Genomic DNA, 16,828 nt, shown 5'->3' with positions numbered 1-16,828 from the left:
TGAGTCGTCAGCCAGGTCTTTTTCGTGTAGAGAGGATGTCCAGCATAGCGGCTAGGATGTGACAGCCGCGAGGAATGGGCTTTTTTCACCTGTATAGTAAAGGTGCAGCTCGTGCATGGCGCGAGTGCATGCCGTATAAAACAGCTTTCTTTCGCTTTCCTGTCCGTAGCAAGTGCTGGACGCGTTGTAAATAATGACGGCGTCAAATTCCACCCCTTTTGCCAAATAGGACGGAATGACTAACGTGCTCGCATCATAGGAGGTCGTCGTGGTTCCGATCAAACGTACAGGCAGCTGCTGGTTCAAGGCATCGTAAGCAGCTTGTGCTTCCTCCGCCGTTTTGGTAATAACGGCGATGGTTTGATGACCGTTTGCGGACAGCTCATTGATTCGTGAAACGATGAACTCGTTCAGTTCTGCTGGATTAGCAGCCTGGGTCACGCTTGGTTTACGCCCGTCTCGATTGAACGGCTCGATCAGCTCGCCGCCAACGATCAATTGGCGAGTAAATTCCACGATGGGCCGTGTCGAGCGATACGTTTTCGTCAAAACGAATGTTTCCGTTTCAGCGGGATCATACAATGAGCTTACGGCGTCAAAGCTGTCACTCTGATAGGCATGTGCATAAATCGCCTGATTCCAGTCACCTAATACCGTCATTTTGGCGCGTGGAAAGAGTCGCTGGATAAGAGCGAATTGGAATGGCGAGTAGTCCTGTGCCTCATCGATAAATACATGGCGAACGAGATTGTTCGTCTGAAAGCCCTCCAGTCGCTCCTGCAAATACAAATAGGGAGGGATATCCTCATAGGCGAGCTCGCCTGTCGCCAATTTCTCCAATGTTTGCTCACAAATAGTCTCCCAGTGGCTGGGAAGCTCTTTTTCGGTTGGCAATAATGTCGCCAAGAGCGCAGGCTGTGAGAAAAGCTGCCTGTAGATGGCAGGGGTGTCGATGAATTGCAGCTCACGAATGGAGTCACGAATCGGCTGAAAATGCTTTTTCACGATCCTGGCAGCCAGCAATTCCTGCTCCTTGTCAAAGTCGTCGAACGAATCTTCACGGAACTGTTTTTTCCTGCGAAGCTCCTGGTAAACGGCAGCGTAGGCATCTTTATCGAGCAGCTCCATCTCATCTTCCACCCACGGCTTTGCTCGTTCGCGAATCTCCAGCTGCTTTAGCTCGCCATAGAGCGCCTTTGCGACGAGGCTCATCCGATTGGGAATAGGCATGGAGGTATCATACGAGTAAAAGATGTCATGAATATGCTCTGCGCTAATGAGGACCTTGCCGCGAAACGTGATAGGCGAAAAAAGAATACCTGCTTGTTTTAGATGTGACGCATATTGATCAATGGCCTGCATGAACAGGGCAGAGGATTTGAATTGAATTCCTTCCAGACGTTCGGTGTAGCCGGGAAGCTGCATCGCGGTCAGTACGTATTCCATTTGCGTCAGTGGGCTTTCCAATTGAAATTGGTGCCCAAGCCGATGCTCCGTATATTCCTGAAAGGTGGTTTGCTGCATATTTTCCTCGCCCAGCTCTGGCAATACAGTAGACACATAGCTGTTGAAAAGCGAGTTGGGTGAGAACAAGACAATCTGTTCGGCACGCAGAGTTTGGCGATAACGGTACAGCAAGTAGGCAATGCGCTGGAGAGCCGCTGATGTTTTTCCGCTGCCCGCTGCCCCTGATACGATGACGAGTCGACTGCGCTCGTTGCGAATAATACGATTTTGATCCCGCTGGATTGTAGCGACGATGCTTTTCATTTGGGAATCCGCCTGTTTGCCAAGCACTTCCTGCAGCAGCTCGTCACCGATCGTTACACCCGTATCGAACAGATGCAGCAGACGACCATCCCGAATGACGTACTGCCGCTTGCCGGTCATTTCACCTGTGACGGTCCCGCTCGGTGTCTCATATTGGACAGGACCGGGCGAATAATCGTAGTACAGGCTAGAAATAGGCGCGCGCCAATCATACACGAGAAATTCTTCGTCGTTTTCGTCAAGCAAAGAGGCAATCCCCAAATAAATCGGCAGCGTCTCCTGCTCGAATTCCTCCCGAAAATCAATCCTGCCAAAATAGGGTGAGTGCAACAATCTGTTCAGAGTTCGCAACTGATTTTGGGCATGGCGGTGAATACGCTCTCGCTCAGACAGTACTTCTGCTTGCTGCTTGATGCTAGCGTAGGTTTCTACCGCTTCAATAGCATCCTCGAAGTTGACGGTGACATCATCCCAAAAATGCTTACGGATGCCGATGATATCAGCACTTACCACGCTGACATGCTCCTTTAGATCGTCAATCCGCTTATGAATCTCTGAAATCACTTGCTCAACCCGCTGTTGCTCATGTAGCCTGTCTTGGTCAGCCGCGTTCATGGAACCGCTCCTTTTTCATTCCCCATTTTTGGTCGAAAGGTTAGGTTTGACAACCAGCACTCGATGTGGTACTATTATATTGGAGATAAAATGAATTGTTTCAAACCATGCACCAAAAGACCAATTTCCATTTTAGCATAGGAAAGTTGGGCTTTCAACATGGTTTCGAACATTTTTTTGTGTTGTTAACGACAATGAATAAATAGCAAGCGGAGTGCCTGTTCAGGCATTCCGCTTTTTTGTTTTACGTAATGCTCGCTTCTCATTTTCCTTTTGGTTTATCACCTAATAAACCCAACAAAAACATTTGTGAAAAAGCGAACCCCTTGGACGTTTTTGAAACAATGGAAGGAATGGTCAAGTTAAGGTCCAGGTAGGTTGAGATGAGTAGATCTGTGAATTCCTTTTGATTCGTTAAAGAGTATTCTTGCAATCGCTGTGCAAACTCCTTACTAACCTTTTCTCTTCCCCCAATTGCTTGCTGAAGCTCGTATCCAACCAAATACAAATCAGCTGCTAAGTTTTCGTCAGACTTCTGATGTTCAGCTACATAGCTCGAAATCCAGTCTCTCACTAGAGATGAGGCATCTTTATTGTTTTCCTTCGCTATCTGTTGAAAAAGTTCTTTTAGTTCTTTTGACATGCGTATGTGCAAATTAGCATCCATGTAATGAAAACCTCCTGATTGTAGGGATAGTGTAATCATACATTATCTGTAATCAAATTGTAAACACATTGTGATTACGTTGTGTATACAAACTGTGTGTTAGCCAAACAGCAAAAAACGCAGGATTGTTTCCCTGCGTTTTTTCTAGGTATAGTGCTCCACAGCTAAATAAAGCTTGTTTTGCCGCCGGTTACAGGAATCACCGCTCCTGTGATGAAATCGGACCGCTCTTGTGTGAGAAACTCGACCACCCGCGCAATATCCTCGCCCGTTCCTAATCGACCGATCGGGGTATTGTTGCTGTCCAAGCCTGCGACATCTTGTATGCTCGCTTCCTTCCATGGATGGACAATATCACCGAGATTGACCATATTGACGGTAATCCCATGGGGAGCTTCTTCGATCGCGAGGCTTTTGGTTAGCGAAACCAGACCAGTTTTTGCTGCGGCATAGGCTGCCCGCTGCGACCAGCCGGGAGCTGTTTCTGCCAAATGATACCCGAAATTAATAATTCGTCCCCATTTGTTTTGCCGCATGATCGGGACAATGCGCTTCGCCAGGTAGAAGACAGCACTCAGATTACCATTTACCATATAATTCCACTCATCGAGTTCGTAGTCTACGAGATTTTTATACTCAAATACAAATGGTCCAGCATTATTGATCAAGACGTCGATGGTGGCAAATGCTCCGAGGGATCGATTAACTATTTCATTTACATCGTCTATGTTTGCTACGTCACCTTTGACACAGAGAGTTTTAACCTGATAGTGCTCCTCTACAAAGGCAGCTAGTGCTTTTGCTTCCTGTTCATTTGATCGATAGTTAATGATGAGATCAAATTGGTGCTTCGCCATTTCCTTGACGATCCGATGACCGATCCCCGTGGCTCCACCAGTGATTAAAGCTACTTTTCTATTCAACCTCTCACCCTATTCTGGTTTCATTACCATTACTATTATGAAGCAATGCTTCGGGCATATTCCTACTTAATTACTTCATCCGCTAGCATAAATCCTTTTGCATTCCAGGAAAAGAGGCGAATTGTGCGTAAAAAGTACATAAAAACGCTTTCGACCCCTGAGAGTCGAACAAGAAGCTGCCAAAAGAAAAAACCGCTCGCTGAAGCGGTTTTCTTACCCGTATACAGATTGTTCCCACCAATCCACCGAAAAAAAGAATGCTGTGGCTTCTTCCGTTTGTGGCACATGGATCATCAACGCCATCCCGGGTCCGATAATCCACTGGCCGTTTGAATTCCCACCCACCGTAGTCATAGGAGGAATGACTCGTGTGCTTGCCACGATGCCTTCTCGCGTGATGTCTGCACTGTTTGAGCCGTAGAGGATTTGACCTTGTGAAGCAGGAGCGGGAGGAAGCTGAACAAACCCAGGTGTCACTTGTCGTGAGGTCTTGCCACCAATGATTGATTCTGCTTTTCCGAACCATATATGTGCGACCAGAGGCTGGCTCGTGCTGTTCGTAATCGACCAATGCTGGACGTACAGGAGAGCGGTGGAGCGCAAAGGGTTGATCAAAGCTCCGAAGCCCTGGTCCTTGTCTGTTGCTGTGATTTTCTCGGTTTGCCCCATGTAGTATTTGGATTGGGAGGCCATCGACATGGCATAGGGAACGTGGACACTGCTGGGTAGCTGCTCTGTCTGGGGCGGGGTGGGGAACGGATAATATCCCATTTGCATGTATACATCAGGCATGCCGTAAAAGTAGGAGGGCTTTGTCATCGGCTTACGCTCCTTTTGATAAGTGCTAGCCCTGTAGTATATGGCAATCGTTCTGCTAGGGTGCGGATGAGCGAATCAGTATTCCTGTGAGAATATGCCTACACCCATCGTATTCAGTATGGTAACGGCCTCACGGATGGGTAGACGAGGCAGTCGGAACTCCTCGGTGATTGCGGCTTCCAGCTCGTCGATAGATCGTAGTATGAATTTTTGCTCCTCTCCGTTTTCCTGCATGATCCAGAGAGAATTGTTTTTGAGTGAAACGCTGCGCTTCTGATCCAATTGATAGAGATGAATCCGCAGCATAGATAAAAAGGTAGCTCCTGGCGCAAAGGAGCGCACAATAGCTGCCGAAAAATCATGTAATTCCCGCGGTTCATGCGGGGAAAAGTGCCAGCTGTCGCTCACCAGCTCGTGGCTTCGCATGCGATGGAAGCGAAAGCGAGAAGGGGAGAGTGGATCAGGAACTAGCTGGACTGCTTCCTTGCCAAACGCAGAAAGGTAGTCGGGATCAGTGAGGAAGCGAACCGGTTGAAAAAAGGGGGCTGCAGCACCAGCATCAACATAGAGAGGCTCCCCATCCTCCAGTAGATCTGTGATGATGATCGCTACATGATCTTCTGCCAAAGACACGAGGTAGCCCGAATAGCCTAGCTCGCGCAGCAATGCAAGAAAATTGGCATTAATGGCATAGCAGGTACCCCCGTAATCGTAACGGCTCGCATTTTCCACGTACTCAGCTGGAGGGGGAACAATGCTTTTTTTGTAGGTATGGTAATAGAGCAGCTTGCTGACGTTTTCGTAGGGAAAGGCTTGCAAATGTGAGCGGCATAGCTCCTTTAGAAACTCGAGATCAGTAGCTCTTTGTTGTACCCCTAACCGTTTGAGGTACGCTTTGCTCCAGGCTGGTAATACTGGCAATGCTTCCTGCATGATCTGCACCCTTTCTATTTGAAAGAAAAACGCCCGAATCAACTGCTTCCTGCAGGGATTGGGCGCTCGCTTATGATGTCATATTTAAGAGACTGTTTTCCAGGCGTGTATGGCGAGAAGTGCCCAGCCAATGAGAAACAGCACGCCGCCTATCGGCGTGATGGCTCCCAGGACTTTGATTCCTGTCATCGCCAGTGTATACAGGCTTCCGGAGAAAATCAGCGTTCCTGCGACAAAGCACCATCCAGCCCATACCAGCCCGGAGGAATCCGGATACCATTTGAGCAGGAGCGCAACCAGCACGAGTGCCAGCGCGTGTGTCGTCTGATAAGTAACGCCTGTATGGAAAATGCCAAGCGAATACTCATCCAGCTTTTCTTTAAGTGCATGGGCACCGAATGCTCCGAGGGCAACAGAGAGAAATCCGCTGATACTCCCAAGCATCAAAAACAATTTCATGAGTGAGTCACTCCTTTTTGGATTCAAACCTACACATGTATCCGATATCTATTTTACCGTATCCGGACTGCCTCTGCCCAATTGCAATTTGATGAACACAGTTTGGACTCGCGTACAGACCGCTTGTCAACTCCCGACATAAATTGAAGTATCGCAGCGGAATCACTGTCATGCCGCTGGATCGGGAGGTGAATAACGACATGAACAAATGGCTCTCTCTTGCTGGTGGTCTTGTTGGTGGATACGCTTTACTGAAAACGCCGTTGGATGGTACTTTTCTGAACGGATTGAATCCGTTGGTCGATGGAATTGGCCTGATTGCCATGCTGGTCTTCTCGGGTGCTCTTATTTATACTGGTGTACGCGACTGGTTCCAGCGATAAGCGGAAGGCTATTCTTGCTAAATCCATGTACGACTTGATAACACGTAAAGGTATCTCCTAGTGGGGATGCCTTTTTTCCTGACCGATTTGACTCGATTTGTGTCTTTTTTGCATATTTTGGTAAAAATGTAAGAAAATTTGTTTTTCGTGACAGCGTTCGACAGTATCTGTAAAACTCCTGCAGTATACTTTTGGTAGCTAAAGGAGGATTATTGATAAACATGGATATTATTTTGTTTGTCGTTGGTTCTGTTTTAGAATATATGGCGATATTTACTTTCATGTTTTCCCTTTTTAAATCATGTTTCGAGAGTATTTGACGGAAATCTTTATTTCATGCATGATGCTTACTTTCGTTTCATTCGCGATGCGATACGCCTTCCAACTAGAACAATACTCCTCCTTTGTTCAAATTGTAATCTTCTGCCTCTTACTTCGTAGTGTTTTTCACTTCCATATTCTTTACTCCATTCTACTGAGCTCAATCTATGTCATTTATGGCTTTTGGCAAGTGTTTATTGTCTTGAACGTCCTCGAAGCGCTGCATGTTTTGTCTCTCGACCAGGTACTCGGCAGGGAGGATTCTTACTATATTTTACAGACAGTTACGATCATCTCTATTTTCTTCATTTCAAAAGGCATAGGCTCCGTTATACAAGGATTCGATGTACCCCATGGAAAAACCGTTTTTTTTAAGAACAAAATGAATTTTATTTTACTAGGGCTCGTTGTCAGTCTCATATTTATTTTTAGCATGGGTTATTACCTGCTCATTACAGGCGGGAACGTCAACGAAATGGTAGTTATGCTGGCATTATCCCTTTTTATTATTATTGTTTTTTCATACATAATTGCGAGGCGAGCCCATTGATAGAAACGATTGCATTAAAGATTGCAACGGGAATCAAGCGTGTAAATCCGGAAGTGCCGCAATCAGTGGAGCGGATGGAGTATGCATTAATCATTTTGCTAAACGGTGTAACGGTCACCATCGCTTCCCTAATCGTCGGGGCTATTTTGGGAACATTGCAGGAAACAATTATCTTTTTGATTGCATTTGCCCTTTTGCGGCAAGTCTCGGGAGGCTACCATTTGTCGACTGCACTTGGCTGTGCAATCGTATCAGTCACACTGGCTGCCGTCATCCCGCTTATTCCTGTAACGGACAACCTCTGCTACGTCATGAGTGGGATCAGCCTGATTCTCGTAGCCTGGTTCGCTCCATCCAAAATCGAACATCAGTCGCGTATTCCCCGCAAGTATTACCCGCTATTAAAAGTAATATCGATAGCCATCGTCTGTGCGAGTGTATTCATTGCCTCGCCTGTCATAACGAAAGCTTTGTTTGTACAAGCACTGTTTCTGATCAGGAAAAGGAGGTGAAAAATATGCGGAAAATGATGGAGAAAATGACGAAAGCAGCTACCTTTGGATTTGCAAGCTTCTTGTCAGTCGTTGCTGTCACCACTGTCAATGTAGCCTCTCCTTGGCTCACGAATAGCCCGAAGGTTCCAAATGAGTTGCTCAAAAAGTAAGGTAGGGAAGGGAAAAGGCGCGTAAATGCGTCTTTTTCTTTTTGTGCGTCCCTTATCAATCGGCGCTTTTTCACGAAAATCTGGCTTCTTTTGCACGACATCCCCATATACATATAGTAGGCTTTGGCAAATGGGGGGGAACGGTCTTGACCAATGATGAGCGGAAAGAACTCGAGCGATCGATTGACGAAATTACGGAAATCGCCAAGGGCTTCAACCTCGATTTTTATCCGATGCGATATGAGATTTGCCCGGCGGATATTATTTATACGTTCGGCGCTTACGGAATGCCGACGAGATTCTCGCACTGGAGCTTTGGAAAAAGCTTTTATCGCATGAAATTGCAGTACGACCTCAACCTGAGCAAAATTTATGAGCTGGTGATTAACTCTAATCCGTGCTACGCGTTTTTGCTGGATGGCAACTCGCTCATCCAAAACAAGCTGATTGTCGCCCACGTTTTGGCACACTGCGATTTTTTCAAAAACAATATGCGTTTTTCCAATACCAATCGGGATATGGTGGAGAGCATGGCCGCCAGCGGTGAGCGGATACGCCAGTATGAGATTGAATATGGAAAAGAAGCCGTAGAAAACCTGCTGGATGCGAGTCTGGCCGTCCAGGAGCACATCGATCCGAGCCTGCTCCGGCCGAAGCTGCGCTGGAAAAAGGAGGGGGATGTCCCTCCCAAAAAGACAACGGGAGAACGAATCTCGCCCTATGATGATTTATGGGGATTGGATCGCAAAGAAAAACAAGAGCCTGACCAAGCAAAAGCAGTTCGTAAATTCCCGCCCGCCCCGGAAAAGGACTTACTGCTGTTCGTTATGGAGTACAGCACCGTCCTGGAGGATTGGCAGCGAGATGTGCTGACGATCATTCGTGACGAGATGCTGTATTTCTGGCCGCAGCTGGAGACGAAGATCATGAACGAAGGCTGGGCGACCTACTGGCATATGCGTATTCTGCGCGAAATGGAGCTGACGGAGGCAGAGACGATTGATTTTGCCAAGCTGCATTCCTCCGTTATTCAACCCTCAACGACAAGCATTAATCCATATCATCTTGGACTTAAAATTTTCGAGGATATTGAAAGACGGTGGGATAAACCAACCAAGGAAGAGCAGGAGCGCTATGGACGAAAGCCGGGTGAGGGGCGCGCCAAGATTTTTGAAGTGCGTGAGCTGGAATCGGATATCAGCTTCATTCGCAATTTCTTGACCAAGGATCTGGTAAGTGATCTGGATTTATACATGTTTGGCAAGCAGGGCAACGAGTGGGTCGTGGCCGAAAAGCAGTGGGAGCAGGTAAGGGATGGCTTGGCTGGCACGCGGGTCAACGGCGGATTTCCATACGTGCTTGTCCACGATGGCGATTACTTACGCTCGGGTGAGCTTTTGCTGAAGCATCATTTTGAGGGACTTGAGCTAGACGTCAAATATGTGGAGAAAACATTGCCGTACGTCTACACTCTTTGGGGCAAAAATGTCCATCTTGAATCGATTGTAGAGGATCGGCAGGTCTTGTTCACTTACGATGGCAAGAAGGTGCACCGGAGATTTTTATAATTGAATCAACATAAGCAAGCGAGAAGAGGCCGTATCCTTGGTGAAAAACGAAGGGTACGGCTATCTTTTTGAAGTAAAAGCGAAATATTATAAAAATTCATTGACAGTTTATAAACAGGGCTAGTAATATAAATCATGAAAAGACAAACTGATGCATCAGATATTAGATACTAGATAATTAAAAAATGACAGGATGATTCTTTTTGAGGAGGGATTCCGATGGAAAAGAGACGTGCTGCTATCGTTACAGGTGGTGCCTCTGGCCTAGGATTCGCCGTTGTGAACCGATTTGTTGATAAAGGATATGCCATCGCAGTCGTTGATTTGGCGGAGGAAAAAGGCAAGGAGATCGCGCATCAGCTTAGGGAGAAGGGGGCAGACGTCCACTTCATCGGAGGAGATGTGACAGATCAAGCGCAGGCTCGCGATATTGCCAAAAGGGCGTTCGAAGCGCTGGGAGACATCCACATCCTGGTGAATGCTGCGGGAATAATCAGGCGCACCCCCGCGACTGACGTCAAGGACACAGAGTTACTGGCGGTTTTGCAAGTAAACCTGAGTGGCACTGTCTTCATGTGTCAGGCGGTTCAGCCCTATATGGCGCAGTGCGGCGAGGGAGCCATCGTCAACTTTAGCTCTATGCTTGCCCATTATGGCAGCGAAAATCTGCTTTCGTACGCAGCCTCCAAAGGAGGGATCGTGCAGGTGACAAAATCTTTGGCGGTATCATGGGCGAAGTACGGCATCCGTGTGAATTCGGTCAGTCCAGGGTATATCGAAACGCCGCTGTCTTCCGGAGCTACGCAAAACCCGGCTTTCCGGGAACGGATTTTATCCCGTACACCACAAGGCAGATACGGCAAGCCAGAGGAAGTGGCAGCCGTGATTGATTTTCTCACGTCTCACGATGCCAGCTTTGTGACCGGAGCTGTTCTACCGATTGACGGCGGACTGCTTGCCGGTGATCCGATGCTTTACCCACCCGCAACACCTATTGCTTAACATAAAAATCCGATAAAAAAGTGAGGGAATTACCATGACAATGACATTGAATCAATTTACCGAAATGATGCAGCTGCCAGATCAAGCGATTGACAGCACAGAGATTCCATGGGTCCCACAATCAGACCGTGTATGGTTCAAGCCAGTGCGGTTTGACCTCGCAACGGGTAGCTGGATCAATTTGCTGAAAGTAAAACCAGGCGGGGCTGTTAACCGTCATCGTCACTCGGGTGGACAAGTCATGGCGTTCACACTGCAAGGTGAGTGGCGCTATTTGGAAAGAGAGTGGGTTGCAAGGCCAGGTACGTTCGTTTATGAGCCGCCAGGTGACATCCATACTCTAGTTGTAGATGGGGAAGAAGAAATGATTACGCTGTTCATGCTCCAAGGCGTGATTCAATATTTGGATGAAAACGACCAAATCACCTATCAAGACGATGTATTTACCAAGCTGAAGCTGTACAAGGAATACTGTGAAAAGCACAATATCCCAATGAAAGACTTGCAATTTTAAACGCCTCTTCAATACGGCACGACGCGGAGAAGCTCTTTGCGTCGTTTTGCGGTCGCCCTTAATGAGGAAGCCGCGATAGAGGTTTTTTTATGAAGGGTAGCAGCTATGTGCATGTTATTTGTGTGAAGTCACTTTTTATGGCTTGTTGGCAGCCTGTGATTTTGCTAAAGTGGGGAAGATTCCCAAATGATCGCAGCCTCATTTCCAAAGCATGGCATTAAGATGGGAGAGAGGATTTTAATCTGTTACAATAAAGGAAGAAATACGGATTGAAGGATGATAGGATTGGGCAAATCAGGGATGTTTGATAATTTAAATCTGCATGAGCGAGTCTATCTTTATCTACGTGACAAAATCGTACATAACAACCTGAAGCCAGGCTCGCGTATCGACTATGACGAATTGATGGCGGAGCTTGGTGTTAGTCGTACGCCTGTACGCGATGCCTTAAATAGACTACAGATTGATAACTTGATAGAAGTGAGGCCACGGTCTGGTACTTTTGTCAGCACGCCCAATAAAAAAGCCATCGAAGACCTCTATAATGTACGAAAGCCCCTGGAGTCTACTGCGGTGGAACTGGCAGCCCCACATCTTTCCGAGGAAAGCTATCTCGCTCTCCTGAAAGAGGCAGAGCAGGCAGAGGCGGAGCTAGGGAGGGGCAACCCGGATCTCTTTTTTGCTCACGATCGAAATTTTCATCGCACACTGATCAGTCATTCCGATAACTCCAGACTGATCGCAATCATGGATTCGCTGGAGGTACAGGTCAAGTGGTTCGGGATTATCATGACCAAGAACCTGGACAGGCCGCATCGGGCAATCGAGTTTCACAAAAACATAATAACAGCGATGCAGGCAAAAAAGATCCAAGAAGCAAAACGACTGATGGAAATGCATATCGAGGAAGTCAAATTGGACATCATGAGTGATTATCCAACGGAGTAGTATGATCTGGCCATTTTCCCGACGAGGATGATGGCTTTTTTTACTGCGTCAAAAAGGAAAATCCCTATCGTTTATGGAAAGGTTTATTAATCAATCAATGAAATACGTTAGGAGGATGCGCTGCATGGCAAAGCAGGTAGCGGTTATCGGTTCAGGTGTGATGGGACATGGAATCGCTCAGCTTTATGCGCTGGCTGGTTTTGTAGTCGCTCTGTACGACTTGCAGGACGAGCTTTTGTTGAGTGCCAAAAAGAGCGTGGAGAGAAGCTTGTCGCTGCTCGTAACAGAAAACGTCATCACCGAGCAGGCAAAGCATGAGGCGCTGGAGCGAATTCTTTTGACAACGGATCTGAAGCAGGCAACAGCTGAGGCAGTAGTCATCACAGAAGCGATCCCTGAAGTAATCGAGCTCAAATGGGATTTGTTTGCGAAGCTAGAGGAATTCGCCAGACCAGATGCGATTATCGCTTCAAACACATCTACGCTCTCCATTTCGCGCTTGATCGAAAAGGCAAAAACTCCACAGCGATTTATCATTACACATTTTTTCAATCCGGCACAGCTCGTACCTTTAGTCGAAATCGTACGGCATGAATCTACTTCCGAAGAAGTCGTGCAGACGACGCAAGCGCTGATGAAACAAATCGGCAAATCGCCCGTTCTGTTGAAAAAAGACGTTCCAGGCTTTATCGCCAATCGTTTGCAAGCAGCGCTGATGCGAGAAGCCTTCTCCTTATTGGAAGCGGGGGTCGCAGATGCCGAAGAAATTGACACGGTGATGAAAGAAGGAATAGGGTTTCGCTGGGCATTTGTCGGTCCGATTGAAACGGCTGATCTCGGAGGTCTCGATACGTGGAAGCGCGTCATGGACAATTTGACTCCTGTATTGGATACGTCCAAAAGCGCTCCGGCACTGATCGAGGAGCGGGTAGCAAAAGGCGAGCTGGGAACAAAAACAGGGGCAGGGATTTACTCGTATCACAATACGTCAGTTGAAAAAAGGCTGCATGAGCGAGATGAGCAATTCATTCGCTTGGGGAAAATGAAGCGGGGCTAAGAAAATATTGAATTTGTAATATTCTGCATTAAAAATAGAAAGGGATGGGTAAACATGAAAGAATTATTGCAACAGCTCCACATCGCAGTAGAGGAAGTAGAAGCAGAGATGATTGCGATTCGCCGAGATTTACATCGCCATCCAGAGCTATCGTTCCACGAGGTTCGGACACCTGCACTGATCGCAGACTTTTTGGAAGGGTTAGGTCTGGAGGTCAGAAGAAATGTAGGTGGTCGAGGTGTTGTCGGGACGTTAAAAGGCGGCAAGCCAGGAAAAACGATTGCGCTACGGGCGGATTTCGATGCGCTTCCCATTCAGGATGAAAAAGAGGTAGAGTATCGCTCGACTGTTCCTGGTGTGATGCATGCATGCGGACATGACGGTCACACGGCGGCGCTGCTCGGAACAGCAAAAGTGCTGACGAAATATCGGGACCAGCTTCCAGGAACAGTAGTCTTTATTCATCAGTTTGCCGAAGAGCTCGCACCTGGGGGAGCGCGGCCGATGATTGAGGACGGCTGCCTGGACGGGGTAGATGTCATCTACGGTTGTCACTTGCAGAGCACAATGCCGTTTGGCAACGTGTATTACCGCGAAGGCTACATCCAAGCTGCAGCCGACAAATTTACGATCATCATAAAGGGAAAGGGTGGGCACGGGGCTATCCCGCACGAAACGGTCGACCCGATCATCATTGGAGCACAGATAGCGATGAATCTGCAGACGATTGCGAGCCGAAAAGTGGACCCATTGAAGCAGCTGGTTGTTTCCATCGGATCATTTCATGCAGGAGATGCGTTTAACGTGATTCCGGAATCTGCTGTGCTGACGGGAACGGTTCGCACCTACGATCCGGAAGTGAGAGACTTGGCTGAGCAGTCGTTGATAAAAATTGCGACCACCGTAGCAGAAGCCAATGATGCAGTAGCAGAAGTCAACTACGCACGCGGCTATGATGCACTGTACAATCATCCAGCTGAAACGAGACTTGCGAAAGAGGCGCTCGCTACTGTTGATGGCGCGAATGTAGTAGAGACTCCGCCTGTCATGCCGGGAGAGGATTTCTCCTATTACACGCAAAAGGTGCCGGGCAGCTTCTTTTTTACCGGGGCGCAGATGGAGAATCCAGCAAATGTCCATCCGCATCACAGTGCCAAATTTGATTTTGACGAGCGAGCCATGGTAGTTTCTGCGAAAGGGTTTTGCTCGATTATTGTAGCGTATCAGCAAAAACATGCGAGTGAAGCGGAGGAAGGCGCCGTTTACTCCAAATAAGCATTATTACTAGCTGTTTGCTTGATTCCTCGGAAGGTATTTGCCGGGGGATCAAGCTTTCTTTTGTTTCTGAATGGAACATGATTTTAGTATATTTACAATCATTTCACTAATGCTTTGTAAGTCACTTACCGATATAAGACATTGGGATTTATTTCTACTCTTATACTCCCTAATACAACTAGGAAAGAAGATGACAACAAGTGAAGTTTTGGCAGAATGGATGGTTCAGAAGCAATTTCAAAACCAAATTAATATCGGCATTTCTGTTGATATTGATTGTTCCTTCCGTCGTGATTGGAACGTTGGCTTACGACACAGCCAAACGAGAAATTGAAGTACAGATCATGAAAAGCGCCAATGAAAATGTAAGTCTGGTCAATTCGATTATTACGAATACCATTGAGCCAAAAATGAAGGATGCAGATTACCTCGCAACGCTCATCAAGGAAAGCCAATATTCACAAGCAGATGGCTTCGAGGTCCTGCAGTATTTGGACTTGTATATGGGTATGCATCCGGAGTCAGCGAGTATTAGCGTGGGTACGGAGGCTGGACAGTATTTCCGTTCTCCAAAGCAAGAGGTAAAGGCTGATTTTGACCCGCGTACAAGAGATTGGTATACAAATGCGATGGCCAGCAAAGGATCGGTCTTTATTACAGAGCCGTATGTATCCTCGGTTACAGGCAATATCATAGTGACGATTTCCAAAGCCACGAATGACGGCTCAGGTGTCGTCGGTATCACGCTCGGGATTGAACAAATTAAAGAGGTTGCCAATGCCGTAAATATCGGCACAGAAGGCTATATCATGATTTTGGACAAAAACAAGAAGTACGTTGTTCACCCGATGATGGCGGCAGGAACAGAGGCGACCGAAAGCTTTTACGATCAGCTGTATCTGGAAAATGAGGGCAAATTGAAGTATGAGCTGGAACAGCAGGAAAAAGAGATGTTTTACACCACTAACAAGGAGACTGGCTGGAAGATTGCCGGCTCGATGTATACATCAGAGGTGGATGATTCGGCACAGCCGATTTTTGTAAATACACTTTTGACCATTGTGGTTTGCTTGCTTGCGGGTGGTATTCTCATGACGATCATTTTGCGTTCGATCATCCAATCCATTCGTACGATTAAAGTAAATGCTGTCAGGGTCAGCGAAGGTGTCTTGACGGAAACGATCGAAGTACGCTCGCATGATGAGATTGGTGAGCTAGGCCAAGCCTTCAACACGATGCAGGAAAATCTTCGCTCGCTCATTCAGGATGTGGAAGCAAGAGCAGAGCTGGTAGCGGCATCCTCAGAGCAATTGACCGCCAGCGCAGAACAGACCAGTAGCGCAACCGAGCAAGTAGCGACAGCAGTGCAGGAAGTGGCAACCAGCGCGGAGAAACAAACGACAGGTATCGATCACAATGTGGATTCTTTACAGGAAATTTCTTCAGGCGTTACTCGTATCGTCGAGAGTGTACATCTCCTGACTGAACTTGCCAAGCATACAACCGATCAGGCAAATGAAGGTGGAAACTCTGTCAATCTGGTCATGGGGCAAATGAGCTCGATCCACGAATCTGTGGAGAAATCCGATCATATGATCAAGTCGCTTTATGATCGCTCCAAAGAGATCGGCAGCATCTCCGAAGTGATTAGCGGAATATCGCAGCAAACGAATCTACTGGCTCTCAATGCAGCGATTGAAGCGGCCCGTGCGGGTGAGCATGGAAAAGGCTTCTCTGTCGTAGCAACAGAGGTGCGCCTATTGGCTGAGCAGTCCCAGGAATCAGCCAAACAAATCTCGGAATTGATTACGGAAATTCAAAAAGAAACGAAAGAATCCGTGGAAAACATGGAGAAGGTCAAACAGGATGTAGCGAACGGTTTGGAGCTTTCTACCGATACGATCCACAAATTTGAGCAAATCATGGAGAGTACAAAACAAACGACACCGCATATTGATGAAGTCTCTGTGATTGCCCAACAGATCGAAGCTGCCGTACAGGAGGTAAAAGAGACAGCGAATCAGCTAGCCAGGATTGCAAAAGGCAATGCCGAAACGGCTGAGGAAGTAGCCGCCTCTACAGAGGAGCAGCTTGCCTCGATGCAAGAAATTTCGGCTTCTGCACAATCCCTCTCTGCACTGTCTGAGGAATTAAAGCTTTTGATCAATAAATTTACGTACTAGTCATAAGCTGGCGTAATGAACAATCAAGCAAGAAGCCCTGCTCTTTTTGATATGCTCCCCTTCGGGTAGACAGTTGAAATAATAAAACTGTCTACCTGCAAGGAGGAGCATTTTTATGTCTCACAGAGCAAAGATTTCCGGTCCGGTAAAAATTACGGCTATTGAACAAATCCT

At 47.2% G+C, this 16,828-nt stretch carries 16 protein-coding genes; 10 read left to right on the top strand and 6 right to left on the bottom strand.

What is annotated here, in order from left to right:
* Positions 1-51: 51 nt before the first annotated feature.
* From helD to C3B52_RS33285, 6 genes are all read right to left on the bottom strand, one after another.
* Positions 52-2,385 (bottom strand): RNA polymerase recycling motor HelD, encoded by a 2,334-nt coding sequence (gene helD / locus C3B52_RS33310; RefSeq protein WP_103110630.1) that lies wholly within the window; start codon positions 2,383-2,385, stop codon positions 52-54.
* A 262-nt stretch (positions 2,386-2,647) separates the two neighbouring features.
* Positions 2,648-3,052: a hypothetical protein gene (locus C3B52_RS33305; protein ID WP_103110629.1), complete on the bottom strand. Its 405-nt coding sequence runs from the start codon at positions 3,050-3,052 to the stop codon at positions 2,648-2,650.
* 164 nt (positions 3,053-3,216) lie between these two features.
* Positions 3,217-3,975, bottom strand: a complete 759-nt coding sequence (locus C3B52_RS33300) for an SDR family oxidoreductase (protein ID WP_103110628.1) — start codon at positions 3,973-3,975, stop codon at positions 3,217-3,219.
* A 213-nt stretch (positions 3,976-4,188) separates the two neighbouring features.
* Positions 4,189-4,794 (bottom strand): DUF6143 family protein, encoded by a 606-nt coding sequence (locus C3B52_RS33295; protein ID WP_103110627.1) that lies wholly within the window; start codon positions 4,792-4,794, stop codon positions 4,189-4,191.
* A gap of 75 nt (positions 4,795-4,869) precedes the next feature.
* Entirely contained in the window at positions 4,870-5,727 is an 858-nt protein-coding gene (locus tag C3B52_RS33290) for an arylamine N-acetyltransferase (protein ID WP_103110626.1), read from the bottom strand.
* 84 nt (positions 5,728-5,811) lie between these two features.
* Complete coding sequence (locus C3B52_RS33285; protein WP_103110625.1) at positions 5,812-6,186, bottom strand: DUF423 domain-containing protein; 375 nt, start codon at positions 6,184-6,186, stop codon at positions 5,812-5,814.
* Positions 6,187-6,329: 143 nt separating this feature from the next.
* Here C3B52_RS33285 and C3B52_RS33280 point away from each other — a divergent pair, with 143 nt between their 5' ends.
* From C3B52_RS33280 to C3B52_RS33230, 10 genes are all read left to right on the top strand, one after another.
* A complete protein-coding gene (locus tag C3B52_RS33280) occupies positions 6,330-6,569 on the top strand; it encodes a hypothetical protein (protein WP_235615942.1) in 240 nt (79 codons plus the stop codon).
* Positions 6,570-7,436: 867 nt separating this feature from the next.
* Positions 7,437-7,952 (top strand): accessory gene regulator ArgB-like protein, encoded by a 516-nt coding sequence (locus tag C3B52_RS33270; RefSeq protein WP_103110623.1) that lies wholly within the window; start codon positions 7,437-7,439, stop codon positions 7,950-7,952.
* Positions 7,953-7,957: 5 nt separating this feature from the next.
* Positions 7,958-8,104 carry an AgrD family cyclic lactone autoinducer peptide gene (locus C3B52_RS33265; protein ID WP_084765618.1) on the top strand — a complete coding sequence of 49 codons (147 nt, stop codon included), beginning with the start codon at positions 7,958-7,960 and terminating at the stop codon, positions 8,102-8,104.
* Positions 8,105-8,250: 146 nt separating this feature from the next.
* Positions 8,251-9,672 carry a SpoVR family protein gene (locus tag C3B52_RS33260; RefSeq protein WP_103110622.1) on the top strand — a complete coding sequence of 474 codons (1,422 nt, stop codon included), beginning with the start codon at positions 8,251-8,253 and terminating at the stop codon, positions 9,670-9,672.
* A 219-nt stretch (positions 9,673-9,891) separates the two neighbouring features.
* Complete coding sequence (locus C3B52_RS33255) at positions 9,892-10,674, top strand: SDR family NAD(P)-dependent oxidoreductase (RefSeq protein WP_103110621.1); 783 nt, start codon at positions 9,892-9,894, stop codon at positions 10,672-10,674.
* A gap of 34 nt (positions 10,675-10,708) precedes the next feature.
* Positions 10,709-11,188 carry a 2,4'-dihydroxyacetophenone dioxygenase family protein gene (locus C3B52_RS33250; RefSeq protein ID WP_103110620.1) on the top strand — a complete coding sequence of 160 codons (480 nt, stop codon included), beginning with the start codon at positions 10,709-10,711 and terminating at the stop codon, positions 11,186-11,188.
* 300 nt (positions 11,189-11,488) lie between these two features.
* Positions 11,489-12,136: a GntR family transcriptional regulator gene (locus tag C3B52_RS33245; RefSeq protein WP_235615941.1), complete on the top strand. Its 648-nt coding sequence runs from the start codon at positions 11,489-11,491 to the stop codon at positions 12,134-12,136.
* A gap of 124 nt (positions 12,137-12,260) precedes the next feature.
* A complete protein-coding gene (locus C3B52_RS33240) occupies positions 12,261-13,193 on the top strand; it encodes a 3-hydroxyacyl-CoA dehydrogenase family protein (RefSeq protein WP_103110619.1) in 933 nt (310 codons plus the stop codon).
* A gap of 54 nt (positions 13,194-13,247) precedes the next feature.
* Positions 13,248-14,468, top strand: coding sequence for a M20 family metallopeptidase (locus C3B52_RS33235; protein ID WP_103110618.1), 1,221 nt, complete (start codon positions 13,248-13,250; stop codon positions 14,466-14,468).
* Positions 14,469-14,671: 203 nt separating this feature from the next.
* Positions 14,672-16,654, top strand: coding sequence for a methyl-accepting chemotaxis protein (locus tag C3B52_RS33230; RefSeq protein WP_103110617.1), 1,983 nt, complete (start codon positions 14,672-14,674; stop codon positions 16,652-16,654).
* Positions 16,655-16,828: the final 174 nt, after the last annotated feature.

Origin of the sequence: Brevibacillus reuszeri, from assembly GCF_002897295.1 — a bacterium.
GTDB classification, from domain to species: Bacteria; Bacillota; Bacilli; order Brevibacillales; family Brevibacillaceae; genus Brevibacillus; species Brevibacillus reuszeri_A.
Note: the sequence above shows the minus strand (reverse complement) of the source record. Positions and strands in the feature narration are given on the sequence as shown.